The sequence below is a fragment of the Bacteroides sp. AF39-16AC genome (assembly GCF_003602735.1).
GTDB classification, from domain to species: Bacteria; Bacteroidota; Bacteroidia; order Bacteroidales; family Bacteroidaceae; genus Bacteroides; species Bacteroides uniformis.
Genome location: NZ_QTLN01000007.1, coordinates 126,126 through 146,505, shown reverse-complemented (window position 1 = coordinate 146,505; position 20,380 = coordinate 126,126). Strand labels below are relative to the sequence as shown.

Genomic DNA, 20,380 nt, shown 5'->3' with positions numbered 1-20,380 from the left:
GAAAAAGGATTACCTTTGCGCCGAAAATTAAATTGAGTAATTGTAAATTGCCAAATTGTAAATACTATCATGGGTTATATTTCAGACGACACTCGTAAAGTGACTACACATCGCCTTATCGAAATGAAGCAGAGAGGCGAAAAGATATCAATGTTGACATCATATGACTATACTATGGCGCAGATTGTGGACGGTGCCGGGGTAGACGTGATTCTGGTGGGAGATTCCGCTTCCAATGTAATGGCAGGCAATGTCACCACGCTTCCCATCACGCTCGACCAGATGATTTATCATGGCAAATCCGTGGTTCGCGGTGTGAAGCGTGCCATGGTCATTGTCGACATGCCTTTCGGCTCTTATCAGGGCAACGAACTGGAGGGATTGGCTTCCGCTATCCGTATTATGAAAGAAAGCCATGCCGACGCCCTCAAACTGGAGGGAGGCGAGGAAATCATCGGTACGGTGAAGCGTATCCTCAGCGCCGGTATTCCCATCATGGGACATCTCGGACTGATGCCCCAATCCATCAACAAGTATGGAACATATACGGTCCGTGCCAAGGATGATGCCGAAGCCGAGAAACTGGTACGCGATGCGCATTTGCTGGAAGAAGCCGGATGCTTCGGACTGGTATTGGAGAAGATTCCTGCCGCATTGGCTGCCCGCGTGGCAAGCGAGCTGACTATACCCGTTATAGGCATCGGTGCCGGTGGCGATGTGGACGGCCAGGTGTTGGTGGTTCAGGATATGCTGGGTATGAATAACGGTTTTCGTCCCCGTTTCCTGCGTCGCTATGCCGACCTGCATACAGTGATGACGGATGCCATCAGCCGTTATGTATCCGATGTGAAGAATTTAGATTTCCCGAATGAGAAAGAACAGTACTAACAAACTCATGACACTCAATTTTTGGCGGATGTGTACGGCAAATCTGTTGCTGTTCATATCCGTCTATATGCTTTTCCCTTTGCTTCCTTTTGTGATGGGAGAGCAGTTGGGTGTTTCCGTCGGGCAGGCGGGCAGCATGTTTCTGGTCTTTGTGGTGGCCATGTTTGCTGTCGGTCCTTTCCATGCCTATCTGGTCGATGAATATAAAAGGAAACACGTGCTCCTTTACTCCGCACTCATTATGCTGGCGGCTGTTCTGGGATATGCCTTTGTGGATGGTTATACGAAATTTCTGCTGCTTGCCGCTGTGCAGGGAGCATGTTTCGGGCTGGCAACCACAGCGGGCATTACGGTGGCCATCGACATAACGACTTCCGCGCGCCGCAGCGCAGGAAACATGGTATATGCATGGGCTGCACGCTTGGGCATGCTGGTGGGTGTTGTGTTGGGCATTGGAATGTATAAGATGTATGGTTTCCGTATGGTGACCTATCTGTCCGTAGCGGCCGGACTGGCTAGCATATTTTTCGCATCGAGGGTATATGTGGCTTTCCGTGCTCCGATAGGCGTGTCGTTGTGCAATATGGACCGCTTCTTATTGCCGCGTGCATGGGTACCTGCCATCAATATGCTACTGATTGCTTTTGTACCGGGAGCGTTGCTGCCACTGATGTTTGTGGGCGATTACTGGTCATTGGCGGCATTGGCTGTATTGGTGTTCATTACAGTCCCGTTCATGAAGATGTTCGTCAAGCTGTCGCACCATTGCCAGCGTGGAACGGCAAACACCACTTGTCATTTGTCTATGGAGGCAGGGCTGCTGGTGGGCATGACTGTGGCTTGCCACCTGATGGACAAAGCGCAGATATACCATGTGGCGTCTGTTGCTGCTATGCTTGCCGTATTTTTCTTTGTACTGCTGACCTATCCTTATTATAAGAAGAAGCGGGTGAGGTAAGGGATAAATACAATCAATCCTATAATGGCTGCCGTTGCAGCACATACCAGTACTGCTCCGGCGGCTATGTCTTTTACTTGCCCTGCCACGGGATGCTGTTGGGGAGACACCAGGTCGACCAGCTTCTCAATGGCGGTATTGAACAGTTCGGCTGCTATCACCACTCCGATGCAGAGAATGATTATCATCCACTCCATGCGGGTAATGCCTAAAACGAATCCTGCAATGACTACCACAGCCGTAGCTATCAGATGGAAGCTCAGGTTCTGTTCTTTTCCTATGCAACACCGGATACCTTTCCAAGCATATCCGAAACTGCGCAACTGCTTTTTAAAGTCGTACTTCATGGATTATAGTTGTTGCTTAATTCCTTGAAACCTGTTTCACTCCCTTTACTGTTCTCAGTTTCTTGACAAGTGCTTCCAGATGTCCCGTATCGCTCACCATGATGGTCAGTGTTCCGGAGAACAGCCCGTCATGCGAGTCAATGCCGATGCTTCTCAAAGTAATACCCGTTTCTTTGGAAATGATGGAAGTGATGTTGGTCACGATGCCGATGTCATCGTGTCCCACTACGCGCAGGGTGATGGGGTACTGTGTACCTTGTGACTTTCCGGCCCAGCGTGCCTTCACGATACGGTAGCCGAAACGTGAGTGCAAATCACTGGCATTGGGACAATCGCAACGGTGTATCTTGATACCTCCCGTCACACTGACAAAGCCGAATACATCATCTCCATAGATGGGATTGCAGCAGCGTGCCAACTTGAAATCCAATCCTTTCAGATTTTGATCAATGACCAGTACATCTTCTTTGGTACCTATCTCTTCCGGTATGCCTTGTTGAAGGTTATAGCCTTCAGCACTGCGGTAGACAATATCGTCGCGCGTATCATTTTCCCGTCTTTGCTGTTCCTGGTATTTGTCTATAATCTCGTTGACATCCAGTTCTTCATCGGCTATGGCTTGATAGAAGTCGGTCACTATCTTGAAACCGAGGCGCTTGATGAGGCGCATCATGGTTCCTTCATCATACTCTATCTTCCGGTTCTTGAACTTGCGTTCCAGGGTTTCCTTAGCGAAGGCGTGCTGGCGTGCAGCCATTTCCTTCAATGCCTGGCGTATTTTGGTGCGTGCCTTGGAGGTGGTTACGATGTTCAGCCAGTCCTGCTTGGGCGTCTGCGTATTCGATGTCATTATCTCCACCTGGTCACCGCTATGCAGCATTTGCTTCAGCTGTACATTCTTGCCGTTCACTTTTGCACCGATACATTTGCAGCCCAGTTTGCTATGGATGTGGAACGCAAAATCGAGCACGGTGGAGCCTTTGGCAAGTTTGAACAAATCACCTTTGGGGGTAAATACAAATACCTCGTCTTCGTACAAATCCAGTTTGAACTGGTCCATCGTTTCCAGTCCGTTGCTGTCCGAGCTCTCTAAGGCTTCGCGTACGGAAGTCAGCCATTCGTCAAGACCAGATTCACCTTTCACTCCTTTGTATCGCCAATGGGCGGCCAGGCCTCGTTCGGCAATATCATCCATGCGTTCGGTACGTATTTGTACTTCCACCCATTTGCCTTCGGGGCCCATCACGGTGATGTGCAGTGATTCATATCCGTTGCTTTTAGGTACGGACAGCCAGTCGCGTAGCCTTTTCGGGTTAGGCTGGTACATATCTGTTACGATGGAGTAGGCCTGCCAACATTCCAGTTTCTCCTTTTCCAGGCAAGAGGCCAGGATGACGCGGATGGCGAACAGGTCATACACGCCTTCGAAGGGGCATTTCTGCTTCTTCATTTTCTGGTAGATGGAGTGGATGGACTTGGTGCGTCCTTTGATATGGAACTTCAGTCCGGCTTCTTCGAGCTTCTTCTGTACCGGTGCAATGAAGGCGGCAATGTACTTGTCACGCGATGCCTTGGTCTCATTCAGTTTTTCCTTGATATGGTAGTAAACTTCCTTTTCTGTATATTTCAATGAGAGGTCTTCCAGTTCCGACTTCAATTTGTACAGACCCAGCTTATGGGCAAGGGGCGCATAGAGATAAGCCGCTTCGTTGGCTACCTGCCGACGGGCTTCATCGTTCTTGCAATCTTTTATCTGCCGCATGATGTTTACGCGGTCGGCAATCATAATGAGAATGACACGCATGTCCTCAGCGAAAGTCAGCAACAAGTTGCGGAAATTCTCGGACTCGATGGTAGGACTTTTGGAATAAAGTTCGTTTACACGTATCAATCCCCGGATGATGCCTGCCACATCCTCGCCATAGATTTGCTCCACTTCCAGAGCGGTGCAAGTGCCGCAGCGCACGGAGTCGTGCAGCATGAGCCCCAGGATAGAAGCACGCTTCATTCCGATTTCTTCCGCTACAATGACAGCCGTCTGCATATCTTTGATGACGGGATTCAAACCGAATATATCACGCTGGATACGGTTGTTCTGTATAGTATTGACAAGATGTGTTTTCAGCTTTTTGCAGTCCCCCTTCTGGAGGGTTTCTCCGGAAAGTTGCAACAGTTTGCGGTAGAGCGAGAAGAGTAAATCTTTCTCTTTGATAGTGAAAAATTCATCAGTTTCCATAATCGTCCGTATTTTATGCTTCAAAGGTAAGTTTTTTCTTCATTTTCTTGACGGCAGTTCTGCTTTTTTTGTATTTTTGGGCATGAATTAATAAAACAAGATATTATGATAACACCGCAAGACAAAGAGTTGCTCGAAAATAAAGGCATCTCCGAAGAACAAATAGCTGAACAGTTGGCTTGTTTCGAAAAAGGTTTTCCATACTTGAAGCTGTCTGCCGCCGCTTCTGTAGAAAAGGGTATACTGGCTCCGGATACGGATGAACAGAAGAAATACCTGGATGCCTGGGAGGCATATACACAAACCGATAAAGTGGTGGTGAAGTTTGTGCCTGCTTCGGGTGCTGCCAGCCGTATGTTCAAGAACTTGTTTGAATTTCTCGGGGCAGACTATGACACTCCCCAGACAAACTTTGAAAAGACTTTCTTTGAGAAAATAGAGAAGTTTGCCTTCTATGATGACTTGAATACCGCTTGCCAGAGGACTGCCGGAAAGGATATACCGACTTTGGTTGCCGCTGGAAACTACAAGGCGGTTGTTGCTGCCTTACTCGAAGGGGCCGGACTGAACTATGGTGCTCTGCCCAAAGGATTGCTTAAGTTCCATAAGTATGAAGACGGTAGCCGCACGCCGCTGGAAGAGCACTTGGTAGAAGGAGCATTGTATGCTGCCAATAAGAACGGTAAGGTGAATGTGCATTTCACGGTTTCGCCCGAACATCGTGCCTTGTTCAAGGCTTTGGTAGACGAAAAGGCTGCCGCTTATGCAAAGAAGTATGGGGTGGATTATAACATCTCTTTTTCGGAACAGAAGCCGAGCACCGATACCATTGCCGCCGATATGGAAAACAAACCCTTCCGCGACAATGGCAAATTGTTGTTCCGTCCCGGCGGTCATGGCGCCTTGATTGAAAACTTGAATGACCTTGATGCGGATATTATCTTCATAAAGAATATAGACAATGTGGTACCCGACAAGCTGAAAGGTGACACCGTATTATATAAGAAACTGATTGCCGGTGTGCTGGTAGCGTTACAGCAGAGAGCGTTTGCTTATCTGCAGTTGCTTGACAGCGGGAAGTATACACACGAGCAAATTCTTGAAGTTCTGCAATTCCTGCAGAAACAACTCTATTGCAAGAATCCGGAGACAAAGAATCTGGAAGATGCCGAGTTGGTTATATATCTGAAAGAGAAGCTGAACCGTCCGATGCGTGTTTGCGGTATGGTGAAGAACGTAGGCGAACCGGGCGGAGGTCCGTTCTTGGCATACAACAGTGACGGTACTATCTCTCTGCAGATTCTGGAAAGTTCGCAGATTGATATGGACGACCCGGAAAAGAAGGAAATGTTTGAAAAAGGTACCCATTTCAATCCGGTGGATTTGGTTTGCGCCGTACGTGACTATAAAGGACATAAGTTCAATCTTGTGAAGTATGTGGATAAAGCGACGGGGTTCATCTCCTATAAGTCCAAGAACGGCAAGGACCTGAAAGCGCTTGAACTTCCCGGTTTGTGGAACGGAGCCATGAGTGATTGGAACACAGTATTTGTAGAAGTGCCTCTGACTACATTCAATCCGGTAAAGACGGTGAATGACTTGTTGAGAGACCAGCACCAATAAGAGGATTTACTATTAGACGATTTACGATGTACGATTGGGATTGCTTTGGCTTGTGGCGGTTTATTGTCTAAAGTAACTCTAATCGTACATCGTACGTCGTCAAATCGTAAATATATAAAATTGTAAATAAAAGAATTGATGAAAAAGATTTTATTGTTAGGTTCCGGTGAGTTGGGCAAGGAGTTTGTTATTTCTGCCCAACGTAAGGGCCAGTATATCATTGCTTGCGACTCGTATGCCGGAGCGCCTGCCATGCAAGTGGCAGATGAATGTGAGGTATTCAGCATGCTCGATGGAGATGCTTTGGAACGTGTAGTACGCAAACACCAGCCGGATATTATTGTTCCGGAAATTGAGGCTATCCGTACGGAACGTCTGTATGATTTCGAGAAAGAAGGCATTCAGGTAGTGCCCAGTGCACGCGCCGTGAACTTTACCATGAACCGTAAAGCCATACGTGACCTTGCAGCTAAAGAGCTGGGATTGAAGACTGCTAAATATTTTTATGCCAAATCTTTGGATGAACTGAAAGCTGCTGCTGAAAAGATAGGTTTCCCGTGTGTGGTGAAACCGCTGATGTCCTCTTCCGGTAAAGGCCAGTCTCTCGTAAAGAGTGCCGACGAACTGGAGCATGCCTGGGAGTATGGCTGTAATGGTAGCCGTGGAGACATCAAAGAACTTATCATTGAAGAGTTCATCAAGTTCGACAGTGAGATAACACTGCTCACCGTAACACAGAAGAATGGTCCGACCTTGTTCTGCCCGCCTATCGGCCATGTACAGAAGGGTGGGGACTATCGTGAAAGCTTCCAGCCTGCCCATATTGACCCTGCCCATCTAAGGGAGGCGCAGGATATGGCAGAGAAAGTGACCCGTGCCTTGACCGGTGCCGGATTGTGGGGAGTGGAATTCTTTCTCAGCCATGAGAACGGTGTCTATTTCTCCGAACTCTCTCCACGTCCGCACGATACGGGTATGGTAACCCTGGCCGGAACCCAGAATCTGAATGAGTTTGAATTGCACTGTCGTGCGGTGCTTGGTCTGCCTATCCCTGGCATCAAGCAGGAGCGTATAGGAGCCAGTGCTGTCATCCTTTCTCCGATAGCCAGTCAGGAACGTCCCAATTATCGTGGCATGGAAGAGGTTACGAAAGAAGAGGATACTTATCTGCGTATTTTTGGTAAGCCTACTACCCGCGTAAACCGCCGTATGGGTGTAGTGCTGTGTTATGCACCTCTTGACAGTGATCTTGACACGCTGCGCGACAAAGCGAAGCGTATTGCTGATAGGGTAGAGGTATATTAATGATTAGTGATGAATGATTGGTGATTTGTTGATGAATGGATACCATCAACAAATCACCAATCGTCAGTATTAATCATTGAAAAAGAGTCCGGGATAAATCTCTCCTCCAAGTTCTGTTACATCGAGGCTTTGTAATAGTTTTCCATCCGGAGCATAGAACAGTTGGAATTCTTCATCGGAATTGTATTGTTCCACCTCAATTATTATCACTGTGGGATGTTTGGGAAAGGTGATGATTCTTATATCCCTTAATCTCATGCCGGTCATTGTACTGCTCATGAATGCTTCTGCCACGGGAGCTGGCACTTTTTCCAGTGACTCTACATCCGTTTCAGTCATAACCCACTCCGCTTGTTTATTGAACCAGACATCAATTTCCTGACCATCTGCAATAAATTCTGCTACGTAGCAACCGGCCATTTGCTCCCATTCCACATCCGTTGCTTGAGGATAGAGCGTTTGAAAAGCTGTTTGTATATTTGCAGGAAGACGTCCTTCCGCAAAAGCGGACACCGACAGCAAGGCAAGTAGTCCTGCCAGAATACAGAATTTGAACTTTTTCATAATCAAGGTTGTTTTGAGTTTTCTGTAAGAACAACCTTGTTGTATTTTTGTTTCCGGAAATCAGTATATTGGTTGATGCATTTTTAAATATCAGTGAACTGGCCTTTGTATACAAAAGTTTTTTCTCCGAAATCCACTTCCGGTAATACGGCATCTTCCTTGAATAATCCGTAAACAGATGACCCCGAACCACTCATGGAGGCATATACAGCTCCTTGCCGGTACATCTCTTCCTTGATTTCTCCAATAGCCGGGAATTGGGGGAATACGCTTTCTTCAAAGTCATTGACCATTCGTCCGTTCCATTCTTCTACGGGAAGTTGGGCAATTTCTTTCAGGGACATTTCCGGATGATGCGGTTTTATTTTTGCAAAGGCATCCCGTGTAGAGACGAAAATGTCCGGCTTCACCAACCATATCCGATATCCTTTCAGTGAGAGGGGAAGGGGAGAAAATATGTTTCCGATACCTTCTGCGTAAGTCGGACGGTTTTTGATGAAGAAGGCACAATCGGCACCCAGCTTGGCGGCATACTCTTCCAGAGTGTCATCCGGCAGTCCGAGTTCAAACTTATTATTCAGAAGCTTCAGCATGAAGGCTGCATCGGCCGAACCGCCACCCAGTCCGGCTCCCGAGGGAATATGCTTGAAGAGATGAATATCTACCGGAGGAAGGTTGAACCGGTCATCCAGTAACTTGTAGGCTTTCACTACCAGGTTACTCTCTGCTTCTCCCTCAATTTCCAGACCTGCTTGATGCAGACGGAACTTTCCGTTTCCTTCGTTCAAGATATTGATTTCCAAAGCATCTTCTATGGGAACCGGATAGAAAATGGTTTCCAGATTATGGTATCCGTCCGGACGCTTTTCTGTGATATTCAGTCCCAGGTTTATTTTGGCATTTGGAAAAGTCAGCATGGCGTTGAAAATTAAGAATTAATAATTTAAAATTAAAAGGAGAAGCTATTGGAGTGCAGCTTCCGAAGACAAAGTTAGTGATTTCTGTTCATAGTAGATTGAAAACTTAACAATGATTTATTTACTGCTTATAAATAAATTCGCTTATCTTTGCCATACGAGCGAAGATAGGCTGCACCTCAACATAACTTTTTCATGCAAGCATGAAAGTTATGTATTCGGTTTGCACTATCTTTGCTTTCCCTTTCTAAAAGGGAAATTCATTTAATTTTTAATTTTCAATTTTTAATTCTTAAAGTGGCAGAACAAAGAAGAACATCCCGTACTCCGAAAGGAAAGGCACCACAGCCCGTAACAGACTACGGACGTATCCAGCCGCAAGCGCCGGAGCTGGAAGAAGCTGTCTTGGGAGCCTTGATGATTGAGAAGGACGCTTATTCGCTGGTAAGTGAAATTCTTCGTCCGGAGTCATTCTATGAGCATAGACATCAGTTGATATATTCCGCTATTACCGATTTGGCCGTGAATCAGAAGCCGGTCGATATCCTCACCGTGAAGGAGCAACTTTCCAAGCGGGGAGAACTGGAGGAAGTGGGCGGACCGTTCTATATTACCCAACTCAGCAGTAAGGTGGCATCTTCTGCGCACATCGAATATCATGCCCGTATCATTGCACAGAAAGCATTGGCACGTGAACTGATAACTTTTACCAGCAATATCCAGAGCAAGGCTTTCGACGAGACGCTGGACGTGGACGATTTGATGCAGGAGGCCGAAGGAAAGCTGTTCGAGATTTCCCAGCAGAACATGAAGAAGGATTATACGCAGATTAATCCTGTCATTGCCGAAGCCTATGATTTGATTCAGAAAGCTGCTGCCCGTACCGATGGTTTGAGTGGTTTGGAAAGTGGTTATACCAAGCTGGACAAGATGACTTCCGGATGGCAGAAGTCCGACCTCATCATTATTGCAGCCCGTCCTGCCATGGGTAAAACGGCATTCGTGCTTTCCATGGCGAAGAACATTGCCGTGAATTTCCGTAATCCCGTAGCGCTGTTCTCGCTTGAAATGAGTAACGTGCAGCTGGTGAACCGTCTGATTTCCAATGTGTGCGAGATTCCGAGTGAGAAAATCAAGAGTGGCCAGTTGGCGGACTATGAATGGCAGCAGTTGGATTACAAACTGCGTGACTTGCTGGATGCTCCGCTTTATGTGGATGATACGCCTTCTTTGTCGGTATTCGAACTCCGTACGAAGGCACGGCGTCTGGTACGTGAGCACGGAGTGAAGATTATCATCATCGACTACCTTCAGCTGATGAATGCAAGCGGAATGTCTTTCGGTAGCCGTCAGGAAGAAGTTAGTACCATTTCGCGTTCATTGAAAGGTTTGGCCAAGGAGCTGAACATTCCTATCATCGCTCTGTCGCAGTTGAACCGTGGTGTGGAGAACCGTGAAGGCGAGGAAGGCAAGCGTCCCCAGTTGAGTGACCTTCGTGAATCCGGTGCCATCGAGCAGGATGCCGATATGGTGTGCTTCATTCACCGTCCCGAATATTACAAGATTTATACTTCTGCCGATGGCAGTGACTTGCGCGGTATGGCGGAAATCATCATAGCAAAGCACCGTAACGGTGCTGTGGGGGATGTGCGTCTGAGATTTATCGGACAGTACACCCGTTTCCAGAATCCGGAGGATGATATGGTTATCCCACCTCCGACGGAGGGTGGAGGAGCTACATTCGGTTCACGTATGAATGCGCCTATCGGAAGTACGGCAACACCGCCACCTCCATCGGCTGCTGATTTTCCGCCACAGACGGACAACCCGTTTGGAGGTGTGGGGTCGGACGGGCCATTACCTTTCTGATGTATTTTTATGGCTACACCCTTTGCCTTGAATGCCTATACCATCGTAGAGTGATGGCTACACCTTTAGGTACAAAGGGTGTAGCCATGTTAAATACTGTATTTGAGCCTATTTACTTATTCTAAAACCTTCAATGTGGACAGTGAGGACGTCAATCTTATTTTTGCTCCCTTTTCCGTTTTGATTGTGCCTCGGGCATCTGCTGTTCTGTGTTTATTTTATCAGAGGATAGAGTATCTTGTTTTATTTCTTGTTCCTTTCTCAGCCGGTTGAGTTTCCATCTGTTCCAGAAAAGGAGCTCACTCCATTTGTTGAAATCCTTTTTGAAGATAATGCCAATACCTTGTGTTGTCAGATTTGTCCGGGTGTAGTAGCGGTCGTTCGTTTCGTTGTACGCTTTCAGGCGGATGTCTCCGGAACGGTTGACGAGCCATTCCGCTTCAAAGTCTCCCACAAAATTGGTATTTGCCATCGGATTGTCACGATAGCCAAAATTACCATTGATAAGTAGTCGGTTATTCAATAATTGTCCCGAAAGCATGGTCTCGAACTCCATGTCTGTCCAGCCTCTTTCACCGGTACTGAAATTGGTGCCGAAGTTCCAGTTATTGACATCGAGAATGTTTGATAAAGCGTTATTCAACTGTCCGGAAAGGGTGGATGAAACAACACTGGACATCATATTCGAATTCTGGGTGGCTCCCAAGTTTTCCGGGGTATAGAACTTGCCGATAGCCAACAGATAGAGTATCTGCATGTTCATTTGCTCGTCAGTAGGAATATAGTTACGGACAATGGCCTGCACTTCATCGCGTTCGTTGGGCAGCTCGATGTCGAATTTTACATCGGGTGAAGTCAATTGTCCGGTAAGGTCCATCATACAGTTCACTTTTACATTTGTCTGGCTGATGTAGCCGGAGGTTGCCTCGTTGGGCATCAGGTCATTTAAGGATGCTGAGTTGACCGTATAGCCTGCTTTTATGTCCAGAGTGGCATCCAGCGGCGAACCGTTGAATGTAATGGTACTCCCATCCCTGATAATAAAGTCCTTTCGGATAACCTCTTGCAGACTGAATTTATAGACTCCCTGGCTTATCCGGTAACTGCCGAACATCTTTACATCTCCTTTATTGAAGAACTCAGTACGGATATTTCCGGTTCCCCGTCCACTGATATAGTCGCCAGCGATAGGGTCCATGATAATCTTCATGGTAGCGTCGGGAGTGGCGTCTACCAAGAGATTCAACCGGATGTCAGTGTCGCTCTCTTTCTCTTCCTCGATTTCCTTTTGGGCAATCTCGTAGTCGGAAAGGCGGACAGAGTCTTGTACGGCACGGCGTGGCGTTTTGTCCACAAACTTGATGAACTGGTTGCTGACTGCTGTAGATACGTTATCCTTTATATAGGTAAAGGTGGTGTTGCGATTGGTAGTCATTGCAACGTCAATGTTAACGCCATCTTGGGCATTACCGGCAATAGTGGCATTTCCCGTACCGTAGACGGTGCCGTAGAAGGGATAGTCCGGTGATTCTTTGGTATTCATCACCAGCATGTCGTTGACATTGAAATTGAAACGGTACTCCAGGTTCTTGAAATGCTGATAGTGCAGATAGCCGCTCATGCTGCCTTGATGCCCTTGCGTGTCGAAAATGCGGTTGTTGCGGAAGGTCAACCCGCCGGGCTCGATGTAGATGCTGTCTTTGACGGAGAAAGTGGTGTTGAGCACGTCTACCTTCATGGAAGCATCGCCGAATACACGCCCTTCCATGGTGAGAGCCTTGAATTTGCCATAGAAATGTACATGGCCGGTGGCACGTCCGTTGAATTCGGGCGTGATGCTGCTCATATAATGATGTATAAACTTCAAGTTGGTACCGCCCGCTTCAATTTGGAGATCCAATGAACTGGTGGGCTTCAAGGGATAGACATAGCCATACACATGGCTTTTGGCGATATCTTTCTCCTGGATATGGGCATCCAGATAGATGCCCTTCACATCGTGATGCCATTCTCCGTGTATGTTGGCGTCCCCCAGCAAGCCTTCGTTCAATCCGAGGTTGCGGATAAACAAATCGGTGCTCATGACGGGTTTTTCCAGTACTCCGCTGGCGAAAGCCGGACCGGTGGCTTCTCCTTTGAAATTGACTCCGAGGTCTGCAATGTCGAACACATAACCGATGTTGATTTCCTTCAAATCCAGACGTACTGTATCTTCGGGATGTGGTGAAACGATGCCATTGATACGCAAGTGCCGGTCTTTATGGCTGAAGTAGAAATCATTGACATACACTTTGCCGGAGTCGAGTACTACCTGGGAAGGATGTATATCCCACAGTGTATCGTTCAGTATCACGTTGGTGGGCTGGACATCAATGACGGTTTTTAAGGGGGGAAGTTTCCTCTTGCTTTCATTCGCTTCTTTCTGTTCACGGATGAAGTGGGCGACGGCGGCGAGTTTCCCGCTGTAGGTTACAGTGCTGCTGTTACCCCAGTTCAGCGTGGTCTGTATGCTGTTGTTCTGGGCTTGCGCTTCTAAAGCTATATTGACAGCGCCGCTTGATTTGCGGTTGCTGAAGCGTAGGCGTGTATGGAACTGGTCACCGGGATTCTCGCAAAGGAACATTCCGGATTCGATGAATTTGTTTTCATAGCGGAGACGGGGAAAATAGCCTTCTACACGGAGTCGCTGTGCCTTGTCATTGAAGTATCCTTTAATGGTGGAATGGGTATATACTTTTACCGGAATCTGAAAGACGGTGGAGAGCAGTTCCGTATTGTAAATGTGCATGTCGAAATGGAAATTGTTCTCCGTCTCTATGGGTTTCTTGTCTGGCAGAATTAGGGCGGGGATATAACGCCGCATGATATTCAGTACACTGGCAGGCAGGGTACGATAAGAATAGTCGCCTTCTATGCGACCTTGGAGAAAGTTGGATTGGATGGTCAGCCGTTTCTGGTCTTCGCTTTCTCTGATGGCGGATATCTTCAGATTGTCCAGGAAGTATTGTGTTTCCGGAGCTGCGAACAGTAAGCTGTCAACGTTGATTTCACCGTTCATCTCGTCAATGGAACCGCCGGTGAAGTCAGCCTTGACTTTGACTGATATTTCCGTATCTTCATAGTTGGGTGTCAGATGTAGGGCGTGAGGACGAAATTTGTCGATGCTTGCCTGAAAGTTGAAAGTCGGTACCCGACTGGCGGTATTGATGGTACCGTTCAAAATAACAGAACCATTGGTGTCATCCAAGGCGACTTTTCCCGTGAAGCCTCCCTGCTTGTATTCTCCATCCAGAGTGATATTTTCGTAATTGTAGTCGCTGTAATCAATGGAGGCAACCAACCCTTTCAGCAGTACGGACGGATATTGCTTTTCATAATGGCTGCTGTTGACATCCAGATTGAAAGTTACTTTACCCAGTTTCTTGTTGCCCAGCATCTTGCCTAGCTCAAACTCTTTGGTTTTCACTGCACCGGAATAGGCAAAATAACCTTTATCTTTGTTAGAACTTAGTTTTACGTCAGTTTGGATGGTTCCGATGTCAGTGCGTACTTGTCCGTAAGTTACGAGGTCTGTGAAGTAGCCCGATACTTCTCCACGGAAGGAAACCGTTCCTAAGTGTTGCAGGACGGGAGGTACTCCATTATAGTTCTTGCTGAAATTCCGGACAAAGAAGGCAATTCCTTCCGGGTCTGCGTACAAATTGGACAAATTACCGAATATATAAGCATTTTCCGGATGGGAAAGGTCTTGTAGAGATACGTCTCCCCTCAGATAAAAATGATTTCCGACAGAGACGGAAAGGTGCGGGCAATTCAGTTGATTGATGGTGCCGTCTGTCTGTACCTCTACTTGCAATTTTTCCTTGAAGGAACCAAAAGCCGGAACAAAAGCCGATAAATCCTGCAAGGCGATTTGAGAGGGCAGCAAATGGAATGAGAAACGGACATCTTGGGCAAGATTGTCAAACGCCCCCAGACTGTCATAATCCATGTGTATAGTATCCATTGCCAAAGAGGTGTTGGGGAGGTCGATGGCGAAATTTTCGATTTTCATCCGTTGGTCATTGCCGATAACCTTTAGGCTTAGTTTCTTCAATTCAAATCCGGAATGTTCTTCTTCGATGCTCAGACGCTTGATGGCAGCATTGATAGAATCATTTTGCAATGCTTTTAGGGAGATGTTTGCAATAATGTTACGCAAGCGGAGATGCTGTGGATTGAACTTTCCCGGAGTCTCTTTCTCGGACAGCACATCATATGAAACCTTTCCGCGGCGTATCAGTAAGGAATTGATACGGAGATCCAGGTTGTTTTTCTTTTGAACCGTATCTTTGGATGCGAATGCGTCGAGTACAAACTGAAAATTAGGTTTATCCTTGGGAGTCTGCTTGTTCAGATTGATGTTAAAGCCGAACAATTGTATGTTACTGATGGATATTTTGCCGCTGAATAGGGGGAGAATATCGAATTTGGCAGAAAGACGGGTCACCTTCAGCATTTCCTTGCCAGACTGGTCGTCCAGGAGCAGATCGTCGATGATGATGCGGTTCAGCAATCCTATGTTTATTCGCCCAATGGAAATCTTGCTGTCCAGTATGGAAGCCAGTTCATTGGCAACAAATACAGACATTTGTCGCTGAACGGATGGAATGTTCAGCAACAATATGGTACCGATATACAATCCCAATACAATACCGAGTACCCAGCGTACTGTTTTTTTTAGCTTTCTGATAGGCGGTTAATTTTTATAATCAGCCAACAAAAATATGAAATAATACGTTATGAATCGTACTTTTATCACTACTTTTGCAGCGTTTAAACGTAAATAAACATTATGAGTACAATAATCTTGGGAATAGAATCTTCTTGTGATGACACTTCTGCAGCTGTCATCAAAGATGGTTATCTGCTTTCGAATGTGGTGGCCAGCCAAGCTGTGCATGAAGCATACGGCGGGGTAGTGCCTGAACTGGCTTCCCGCGCGCACCAACAAAATATAGTTCCGGTAGTGCATGAGGCATTGAAACGCGCCGGAGTAACCAAAGAGGAATTGAGTGCTGTGGCCTTTACGCGCGGACCGGGATTGATGGGGTCGTTGTTGGTGGGGGTATCTTTCGCCAAAGGGTTTGCCCGTTCATTAGGTATTCCTATGATTGATGTTAATCATTTGACTGGTCATGTGTTAGCTCATTTCATTAAAGCAGAAGGTGAAGATAATGTGCAGCCGGAATTTCCTTTCCTCTGCTTGCTGGTTTCCGGTGGAAACTCACAGATTATCTTGGTGAAAGCCTATAACGATATGGAAATTTTGGGGCAGACCATTGATGATGCCGCCGGTGAAGCCATTGACAAATGCTCGAAGGTAATGGGATTGGGATATCCGGGTGGTCCGATTATTGACAAACTGGCTCGGCAAGGTAATCCTAAAGCCTTCTCGTTCAGCAAACCGCATATTCCAGGGTTGGATTATAGTTTCAGCGGACTTAAGACCTCGTTTCTTTACTCTCTGCGCGACTGGATGAAGGACGACCCCGATTTCATCGAACATCACAAGACGGATTTGGCGGCATCACTGGAAGCTACCGTTGTAGATATCTTGATGGATAAGTTGCGCAAAGCTGCCAAACAATATAAAATAAAGGAAGTGGCTGTTGCAGGAGGCGTTTCTGCCAATAATGGATTGCGTAATGCTTTCCGTGAGCATGCCGGGAAGTATGGTTGGAAAATATTTATTCCGAAGTTCAGCTACACGACGGATAACGCTGCCATGATTGCCATTACCGGATACTTCAAGTATGTGGATAAGGATTTTTGTCCGATGGAAGCACCTGCTTATTCACGCGTAACTTTAGGATAATATATAATAAGGTATGAAGTTGGAAGAAAAGGTAGGAGAGCTGCTGAAAGCAAAGAAATTGTCCCTTTCCACCGCAGAAAGTTGTACGGGTGGAGGGATTGCCGCTCTGATTATTTCCGTTCCCGGCAGTTCGGAATACTTTAATGGTAGTATAGTGGCGTATTCCAATGAAATAAAGATGTCTTTGCTGCATGTATCTGCCGAAACTTTGGAAAAACATGGAGCAGTAAGCCGCGAAACTGTTACAGAAATGGTGAAAGGTGCGATGAAAACGCTGAAAACAGATTGTGCAGTGGCTACTTCCGGTATTGCAGGTCCTGGAGGTGGGACTCCGGAAAAACCGGTGGGTACGGTGTGGATAGCTGCTGCCTATAAAAATGAAATCGTTGCCATGAAGCAGGAGGGGGACGAGGGAAGAAAGGGAAATGTGGAAAAAGCAATTCAAAATGCCCTTTTGTTGCTTTGTGAGAAGCTGAAATGAGGAAAAAATGCTATCATACAGTGAATTATTTTAAGAAAAACTTGTTTGGTAACGATAAAAGTGCTTACTTTGCGCTCTGTTTGAAATAGGCAAAAAAGAAAACTATAAAATTAAGATAGAAATGTCAAAGATTTGTCAAATTACCGGAAAGAAGGCCATGATTGGCAACAATGTTTCACACTCAAAGAGAAGAACAAAGAGAACCTTTGATTTGAACTTGTTTAACAAGAAGTTCTACTATGTAGAGCAAGATTGCTGGATCAGCCTTAGCATTTGCGCTAATGGTTTGCGCATTATTAATAAGAAAGGACTGGACGCTGCTTTGAAAGATGCGGTAGCTAAAGGTTATTGTGATTGGAAAAGCATTAAAGTTATTGGCTAAAGTAGAGGAGAATACTGATTATGGCAAAGAAAGCAAAAGGTAACAGAGTACAGGTGATTCTGGAATGCACAGAACACAAGGATAGCGGTATGCCGGGTACTTCTCGTTATATTACGACGAAGAACAGAAAGAATACCACAGAGAGATTGGAGTTGAAGAAATACAACCCGATTCTGAAGAGAGTGACAGTACATAAAGAAATTAAATAATAAATCTATAACTTATGGCAAAGAAAGCGGTAGCAACCTTGCACGAAGGAAGCAAAGAAGGACGTTCTTATACAAAGGTTATCAAAATGGTGAAGTCTCCTAAGACTGGTGCTTACATCTTTGATGAACAGATGGTCCGTAATGAAGATGTTCAGAACTTCTTTAAGAAATAAGATAAATACAGTGGCTGTAAAGCGCTGATGACTTATAAAGATCCCCTTGTCGGTATTTCCGGTAAGGGGATTTCTTTTTAAAAAGAGGACGAAGTTTTTAATATTCGTCAGTTTTGTTATATCTTTGCTGAAAATGCGAAGATAGGCTGCACCTCAGCATAAAAAATGAACGGGTTCATTTTATTCTGCATCCGGTTTGCACTATCTTTGCAGGGAATGCGAAAACAGGTTGCATAAAAATAATTAGTGTATGGGATTTTTTAGTTTTTTCTCCAAGGAAAAAAAGGAAACATTAGATAAAGGATTATCTAAGACCAAAGAAAGTGTGTTTGGCAAGATTGCGCGTGCCGTGGCAGGAAAGTCAAAAGTTGATGATGAAGTATTGGATAATCTGGAAGAGGTGTTGATAACTTCGGATGTGGGCGTGGAAACGACACTGAAAATTATTGAACGTATCGAAAAGCGTGCAGCAGCCGACAAATATATGAATGCCACTGAGCTGAATCATATTTTACGTGATGAAATCGCAGCGTTGCTTACAGAGAATAATTCGGAGGATGTGGATGACTTTGAAGCACCGATTGCGAAGAAACCATACGTCATTATGGTAGTGGGCGTCAATGGTGTAGGGAAGACTACTACGATTGGCAAACTGGCTTATCAGTTCAAGAAAGCCGGAAAGTCTGTTTATCTAGGTGCTGCCGATACTTTCCGTGCTGCTGCTGTGGAGCAGTTGGTGATATGGGGTGAACGGGTAGGTGTGCCTGTTGTAAAGCAGAAAATGGGTGCTGACCCGGCTTCTGTCGCTTTTGACACACTGAGTTCCGCAACTGCCAATAATGCCGATGTGGTAATTATAGATACGGCAGGACGCCTTCATAATAAAGTTGGTTTGATGAATGAACTGACGAAAATCAAGAATGTGATGAAGAAGGTTGTTCCTGATGCTCCGAATGAGGTGTTGCTTGTGTTGGATGGCTCAACCGGACAGAATGCATTCGAACAAGCCAAGCAGTTCACTCTGGCAACGGAGGTTACGGCAATGGCTGTTACAAAGTTGGACGGAACAGCCAAGGGTGGCGTAGTCATCGGCATTTCAGACCAGTTTAAAATTCCGGTTAAATATATTGGATTGGGTGAAGGAATGGAAGATTTGCAGGTGTTCCGTAAAAAGGAATTTGTTGATTCACTGTTCGGGGAGAATGCATGAAACGGAAGACTATAGATATCATCACTTTAGGATGTTCTAAAAACCTGGTGGATTCGGAACATTTGATGCGTCAGTTGGAGGAAGTGGGATTCCATGTGACACATGATGCGGAAAGACCGAAGGGACAGATTGCCGTAATCAATACTTGCGGTTTCATCGGTGACGCCAAGGAGGAATCCATTAATATGATTCTGGAATTTGCGCAGGCCAAGGAGGAAGGAAACTTGGAGAAGCTTTATGTAATGGGTTGCCTTTCGGAACGTTATCTGAAGGAATTGGCCGTTGAAATTCCCCAGGTGGATAAATTCTATGGTAAATTCAATTGGAGAGAGTTGTTGCAGGATTTGGGAAAGGCCTATCATGACGAGCTGCACATAGAGCGCACATTGACCACTCCCAAGCATTATGCCTATTTGAAGATATCCGAAGGGTGTGACCGTAAATGTTCTTATTGCGCTATTCCCATCATTACGGGACGGCATGTGTCGCGCCCGATGGAGGAGATACTTGACGAGGTGAAGTATTTGGTTGCACGGGGTGTAAAGGAATTCCAGGTTATAGCCCAGGAGTTGACCTATTACGGAGTAGATTTATATAAGAAGCAAATGTTGCCCGAGCTTGTTGAGCGGATTTCGGATATTCCCGGAGTGGAGTGGATACGCTTGCATTATGCCTATCCGGCACATTTTCCGGCTGATTTATTCCGTGTGATGCGCGAGCGTGACAATGTATGCAAATATATGGATATTGCCCTGCAACATATCAGTGACAATATGCTGCAAAAGATGCGCCGCCATGTGACGAAGGATGAGACGTATAAGCTGATAGAACAATTCCGTGAGGAGGTTCCCGGTATCCATCTCCGTACTACACTGATGGTGGGGCATCCAGGAGAAACTGAAGCCGATTTTGAGGAGCTGAAAGAGTTTGTCCGTAAAGTGCGTTTCGATAGAATGGGGGCTTTTGCGTATTCGGAAGAAGAAGGGACGTATGCCGCTGCTGAATATGAGGATTCTATTCCCCAGGAAGTGAAACAAGCGCGCTTGGATGAGTTAATGTCTATTCAACAAGGCATTTCAGGGGAGTTGAGTGCGGAGAAAGTAGGCAGGCAGATGAAAGTAATCATTGACCGGCTGGAAGGCGAATATTATATTGGACGTACAGAATTTGATTCTCCCGAAGTGGATCCTGAGGTTTTGATTGAGCGTGGAGACAGGGCGTTGCATATAGGTAACTTTTACCACGTAGAGATAGTAAATTCCGATGATTTCGACCTTTTTGGACGAATAATTTAAAGATTTTTCCTTATCTTCTTGCATATGTGAAGAAGATTTGCTAATATAGCACCGTAGTTCAATTTA

At 46.0% G+C, this 20,380-nt stretch carries 17 protein-coding genes; 12 read left to right on the top strand and 5 right to left on the bottom strand.

Features of this window, described 5'->3' with window-relative positions:
• Positions 1-66 precede the first annotated feature (66 nt).
• Positions 67-888 (top strand): 3-methyl-2-oxobutanoate hydroxymethyltransferase, encoded by an 822-nt coding sequence (gene panB, locus DW039_RS08555; RefSeq protein WP_034523185.1) that lies wholly within the window; start codon positions 67-69, stop codon positions 886-888.
• The gene (locus DW039_RS08550) at positions 869-1,846 is read left to right on the top strand and encodes an MFS transporter (RefSeq protein ID WP_034523184.1); all 978 of its coding nucleotides are present in this window, start codon (positions 869-871) and stop codon (positions 1,844-1,846) included. The genes panB and DW039_RS08550 overlap by 20 nt, the downstream gene beginning before the upstream one ends.
• Here the strand turns inward: DW039_RS08550 and DW039_RS08545 are convergent.
• Both DW039_RS08545 and DW039_RS08540 read right to left on the bottom strand, forming a co-directional pair.
• The gene (locus DW039_RS08545) at positions 1,822-2,193 is read right to left on the bottom strand and encodes a diacylglycerol kinase family protein (RefSeq protein ID WP_005827712.1); all 372 of its coding nucleotides are present in this window, start codon (positions 2,191-2,193) and stop codon (positions 1,822-1,824) included. The genes DW039_RS08550 and DW039_RS08545 overlap by 25 nt on opposite strands.
• A 16-nt stretch (positions 2,194-2,209) precedes the next feature.
• A complete protein-coding gene (locus DW039_RS08540) occupies positions 2,210-4,429 on the bottom strand; it encodes a bifunctional (p)ppGpp synthetase/guanosine-3',5'-bis(diphosphate) 3'-pyrophosphohydrolase (protein ID WP_120381862.1) in 2,220 nt (739 codons plus the stop codon).
• A 105-nt stretch (positions 4,430-4,534) separates the two neighbouring features.
• On the opposite strand from DW039_RS08540, the gene DW039_RS08535 reads away from it, so the two are divergent.
• Together DW039_RS08535 and purT are read left to right on the top strand one after the other, a co-directional pair.
• Positions 4,535-6,052 carry a DUF4301 family protein gene (locus tag DW039_RS08535; protein ID WP_119957893.1) on the top strand — a complete coding sequence of 506 codons (1,518 nt, stop codon included), beginning with the start codon at positions 4,535-4,537 and terminating at the stop codon, positions 6,050-6,052.
• Between the two features lie 138 nt (positions 6,053-6,190).
• The gene (gene purT, locus DW039_RS08530; RefSeq protein ID WP_005827720.1) at positions 6,191-7,357 is read left to right on the top strand and encodes a formate-dependent phosphoribosylglycinamide formyltransferase; all 1,167 of its coding nucleotides are present in this window, start codon (positions 6,191-6,193) and stop codon (positions 7,355-7,357) included.
• A gap of 69 nt (positions 7,358-7,426) precedes the next feature.
• On the opposite strand, the gene DW039_RS08525 is transcribed toward purT, so the two are convergent.
• Together DW039_RS08525 and ispE are read right to left on the bottom strand one after the other, a co-directional pair.
• Complete coding sequence (locus DW039_RS08525; protein WP_005827722.1) at positions 7,427-7,921, bottom strand: PepSY-like domain-containing protein; 495 nt, start codon at positions 7,919-7,921, stop codon at positions 7,427-7,429.
• Positions 7,922-8,004: 83 nt separating this feature from the next.
• The gene (gene ispE, locus DW039_RS08520) at positions 8,005-8,838 is read right to left on the bottom strand and encodes a 4-(cytidine 5'-diphospho)-2-C-methyl-D-erythritol kinase (RefSeq protein WP_016273799.1); all 834 of its coding nucleotides are present in this window, start codon (positions 8,836-8,838) and stop codon (positions 8,005-8,007) included.
• Between the two features lie 297 nt (positions 8,839-9,135).
• Between ispE and dnaB the strand changes: the two genes are divergently transcribed.
• Positions 9,136-10,707 carry a replicative DNA helicase gene (gene dnaB, locus DW039_RS08515; protein WP_008664493.1) on the top strand — a complete coding sequence of 524 codons (1,572 nt, stop codon included), beginning with the start codon at positions 9,136-9,138 and terminating at the stop codon, positions 10,705-10,707.
• A 157-nt stretch (positions 10,708-10,864) separates the two neighbouring features.
• Here the strand turns inward: dnaB and DW039_RS08510 are convergent, their stop codons facing one another.
• The gene (locus tag DW039_RS08510; RefSeq protein WP_120381861.1) at positions 10,865-15,337 is read right to left on the bottom strand and encodes a translocation/assembly module TamB domain-containing protein; all 4,473 of its coding nucleotides are present in this window, start codon (positions 15,335-15,337) and stop codon (positions 10,865-10,867) included.
• Between the two features lie 204 nt (positions 15,338-15,541).
• Between DW039_RS08510 and tsaD the strand changes: the two genes are divergently transcribed.
• The 7 genes from tsaD to rimO all read left to right on the top strand — a co-directional run bounded on the left by tsaD (position 15,542) and on the right by rimO (position 20,314).
• Complete coding sequence (gene tsaD / locus DW039_RS08505) at positions 15,542-16,564, top strand: tRNA (adenosine(37)-N6)-threonylcarbamoyltransferase complex transferase subunit TsaD (RefSeq protein ID WP_117713683.1); 1,023 nt, start codon at positions 15,542-15,544, stop codon at positions 16,562-16,564.
• 13 nt (positions 16,565-16,577) lie between these two features.
• Positions 16,578-17,045 (top strand): CinA family protein, encoded by a 468-nt coding sequence (locus DW039_RS08500; protein WP_120381860.1) that lies wholly within the window; start codon positions 16,578-16,580, stop codon positions 17,043-17,045.
• Between the two features lie 121 nt (positions 17,046-17,166).
• Positions 17,167-17,427 (top strand): 50S ribosomal protein L28, encoded by a 261-nt coding sequence (gene rpmB, locus DW039_RS08495; protein ID WP_004291052.1) that lies wholly within the window; start codon positions 17,167-17,169, stop codon positions 17,425-17,427.
• Positions 17,428-17,447: 20 nt separating this feature from the next.
• A complete protein-coding gene (rpmG, locus tag DW039_RS08490) occupies positions 17,448-17,636 on the top strand; it encodes a 50S ribosomal protein L33 (RefSeq protein WP_002560155.1) in 189 nt (62 codons plus the stop codon).
• Between the two features lie 14 nt (positions 17,637-17,650).
• Positions 17,651-17,809 carry a DUF4295 domain-containing protein gene (locus DW039_RS08485; protein WP_005827735.1) on the top strand — a complete coding sequence of 53 codons (159 nt, stop codon included), beginning with the start codon at positions 17,651-17,653 and terminating at the stop codon, positions 17,807-17,809.
• 250 nt (positions 17,810-18,059) lie between these two features.
• Positions 18,060-19,019: a signal recognition particle-docking protein FtsY gene (gene ftsY, locus DW039_RS08480; RefSeq protein WP_005827738.1), complete on the top strand. Its 960-nt coding sequence runs from the start codon at positions 18,060-18,062 to the stop codon at positions 19,017-19,019.
• A complete protein-coding gene (rimO, locus tag DW039_RS08475) occupies positions 19,016-20,314 on the top strand; it encodes a 30S ribosomal protein S12 methylthiotransferase RimO (protein WP_005837204.1) in 1,299 nt (432 codons plus the stop codon). Before ftsY ends, rimO begins: the two co-directional genes overlap by 4 nt.
• The last annotated feature ends 66 nt before the right edge of the window (positions 20,315-20,380 follow it).